The organism is Endozoicomonas sp. SESOKO1, from assembly GCF_024606265.1.
Taxonomy (GTDB): domain Bacteria; phylum Pseudomonadota; class Gammaproteobacteria; order Pseudomonadales; family Endozoicomonadaceae; genus Endozoicomonas.
In genome coordinates this window covers 1-3158 of the sequence record NZ_JAHHPP010000384.1, presented here as the reverse complement: position 1 = coordinate 3158, position 3158 = coordinate 1, and the positions used below count along the sequence as shown (strand labels likewise).

General features: G+C 49.7%; 3 protein-coding genes. 2 read left to right on the top strand and 1 reads right to left on the bottom strand.

The annotated features are described in order from the left end of the window. Both KDK13_RS17395 and KDK13_RS17390 read left to right on the top strand, forming a co-directional pair. The coding region (locus KDK13_RS17395; protein WP_257286255.1) for a VC_2705 family sodium/solute symporter at positions 1-1318 on the top strand (1318 nt) is incomplete at its 5' end. A gap of 273 nt (positions 1319-1591) precedes the next feature. Next, positions 1592-2146 carry a hypothetical protein gene (locus KDK13_RS17390; RefSeq protein WP_257286254.1) on the top strand — a complete coding sequence of 185 codons (555 nt, stop codon included), beginning with the start codon at positions 1592-1594 and terminating at the stop codon, positions 2144-2146. A gap of 73 nt (positions 2147-2219) precedes the next feature. Here the strand turns inward: KDK13_RS17390 and KDK13_RS17385 are convergent, their stop codons facing one another. Further along, complete coding sequence (locus KDK13_RS17385; RefSeq protein WP_257286253.1) at positions 2220-3059, bottom strand: class I SAM-dependent methyltransferase; 840 nt, start codon at positions 3057-3059, stop codon at positions 2220-2222. Positions 3060-3158 lie beyond the last annotated feature (99 nt).

Below are 3158 nucleotides of genomic sequence, written 5' to 3'. Positions count from 1 at the left end.
AGAAACGTTCTTGAGCGATCAAGAACCCTCGCCCGCCAGGGCGGGGAGTGTCAGCTACACTCAGGTTGCGCAATACTGTGTGATGATTTTTGCTTACCTGGTGCCCGCGATCTTTATTTCCATGATGATTACTGGCAACCCGATCCCACAGCTGGGCTTTGGCAGTAACGTCGAAGGCACTGGGCTTTCGGTGCTGGAGAAACTGAACGGCTTGTCTCAGAATCTGGGGTTTGCCCAGTATACCGATGGTTCGAAGTCCACCATTGACGTGTTCTTTATCACCATGGCTTTGATGGTCGGTACTGCGGGCTTGCCCCACGTTATCGTACGTTTCTTCACCACCCCAACGGTGCGTGACGCCCGTAAATCGGCCGGTTATGCGCTGTTGTTTATAGCTGTGCTCTATACCACAGCGCCGGCAGTGGCCAGTTTTGCCCGTATCAATCTGTTGCAGACCGTTTCCGAAGCCGAGTATGAGCAGCTGCCTGAGTGGTTTGCCAACTGGGAAAACTCTGGTCTGATGGCCTGGGTGGATAAAAACGACGATGGCAAAATTCAGTATCACCCGGGCGCTCCTATTGAAGGAAAACCGTCGTTTATTGAAACCCGGGGTGACCGTGGTGAGCGACTGGTCAGCAATAACCAGACTGGCAATGCCAATGAACTGTACGTTGATCGCGACATTATGGTGCTGGCCAACCCTGAAATTGCCAACCTTCCTGGCTGGGTCATTGCACTGGTGGCTGCCGGAGGCCTGGCGGCGGCCCTTTCTACCGCCGCTGGCTTGCTGCTGGTCATCTCTACCTCCATTTCCCATGACCTGCTGAAGCGGAATCTGATGCCCGGCATTACTGATAAGCAGGAATTGCTGGCTGCCCGTATTGCTGCTGCTGCCGCTATTGGCGTGGCCGGTCTGGCAGGCATCTACCCGCCAGGGTTTGTAGCCTCGGTGGTGGCCTTCGCCTTCGGTCTGGCGGCTTCTTCATTCTTCCCCGCGATTCTTCTGGGTATTTTCTACAAGCGGATGAACCGTGAAGGGGCTATTGCCGGTATGGTGACAGGCCTGCTGTTTACGGCTTCTTATATCATCTACTTCAAATTCCTGGGGGGAACTCCTGAGCAGTGGTGGTTTGGTGTTTCACCAGAAGGCATTGGTACCCTGGGTATGCTGATCAACTTTGCCGTCTCCCTGGTGGTTTGCCATGCCACAGAAGCACCACCCAAAGCGGTGCAGGATATGGTGGATGACATTCGTATCCCCCGTCGTAATGGGAAAGCGTCCGGGCCCGTTGAGCAGGGCGAGACTGTCCGGGTTTGACGCAGTTTAAGCAGTATGAGTAACCCAGAGCCGCTTTCCATTTGAAAGCGGCTTTTTTGTAGCCTCTTCGATCCCGGTAGACTCTTTTACCGTTGTTGATTCCCGGTTTACGATCTGAATGTTTGGCTGGGAAATTTACCGGTGATAACATAGTTTTTTTTCATTTTGGCAATTATTGTGCCGCACATGATTTTTTTTCCAGAACTCAGAACTTAAGTGCGTCATATGTGTCTATATTGCCAGTTGTTATGAACTGCCTTTGAGGTAACCAGCGTGGTTTCAAGAATTATCTGTCTTTGCCTGCTTTTGGGGTCGGCACTTGCCAATGCCATGGATGATCACCATAAGGATGATCACCATCAATTGTTGTTAAGCATGAAGCATTATCTTGGCGATGAAGTGGTTAAAGAGGTTAACTTCTATGGAACCGGGATTGATCCTAATGTCATGTCCAATGAGCCCGGCCAGTTCAAGCTGACGGTGGATGGGGTTGAATTGGATGATGTGAGTGACTCGACATACTGGCGCTTGAATAGGCTGAGGCGTTCATTCAGCTATGATACGTTTTCCCGGGGTATTCAGCAGCTTGAGCCAGGTGAAGCGATGTGCAGACTGGGTGGTGAGGCTGAAGGGATCATTCTGGAAACCCGTTACCTGACCTATCAGGACCATAAAATTATTCATGACGAAATGAGACCTGTTTATGACCAGGCATTGAATTGTCTCTATCAGCGCAGGTACCAGCCGGTGAATGACAATGCCCGTGAAACTACTCGAGGCGCATTGGAAACTCTGAGAACCATTGCTGAGTTCAGTATTGAGGATTAACCCGTCCTCGGAATACATAACAGAGGCGATATCATCGCCCCTATTTTTATGGAATGTATATGGAATGGCTGGCTTATTTATGACCGATAACCACTGCCATTTCATCCCCATCAACCCAGGGCCTGCCGCGTAAATCACTGTAGGTAGCCTGAACTTTCAAACCGTGTTGCTCAAGCTCACTGCGCAGCATGTCAAGGGTAAAGTGCTGCAGCCAGTTATAGACTGTCCACTCTCTTTGTTCTTCATAAATGACATACTTGTCCAGGGTGACCAGTTCAGGTCTATATAAGAAGGTAGACTGAATGCACCAGTAGTCCTGCGCACTCCAGAAACCGTTCATGGCGTTTCTGGCCAGTATCACGTCCCCGGTTTGTTTCTCAAACCGTGTAGCGCTATAGACATCCAGGGCAATGACCCCATTCGGTTTCAGTATTGACTTAAACTTACCCAGCAACCCGGAACGTTGTGACGGACTCAGGGCGCAGAAATCACACATCACTAAGGTGATCAAATCAAACTGCCGTGAATCGTGGTAGTCCAGGTAATTGCCCAGATGGTATTCGATCTCCAGGTCCGACCGCTCCGCTTGCAGTCTGGCATACTCAAGGGAGTTTTGAGAGAAATCAAGACCGACCACAGTGCCTGTCCCCTGTTTTTTCAGGCGCTGGGTATACAGTCCCGGGCCGCAGCCAAAGTCTATGACTGTTGAGGATTGATTCAGGCCAAGGCTTGAAATAAGCCAGCTGACAGATTCATCGATAAAATCAAACGATCTGGATGCAGCGTTGATATCAGGGTTTAAATGATAGGCCAGCATTTGCCTGGCAATATGAGGGTCTGCCCACAATACTTCTGCCGTGTAAGTTGACCACACCACAGGTTCAGCGGTTGCGTCATTAAGTTGTTTGAACACGTTGGTAATCCCGACATTGATAAAGTCATTACTTTGCTTGTGTCATATTTTATCTATCTGATTTTATAGTTAAATATTCAGTTTGGGTGGGTTTTATAG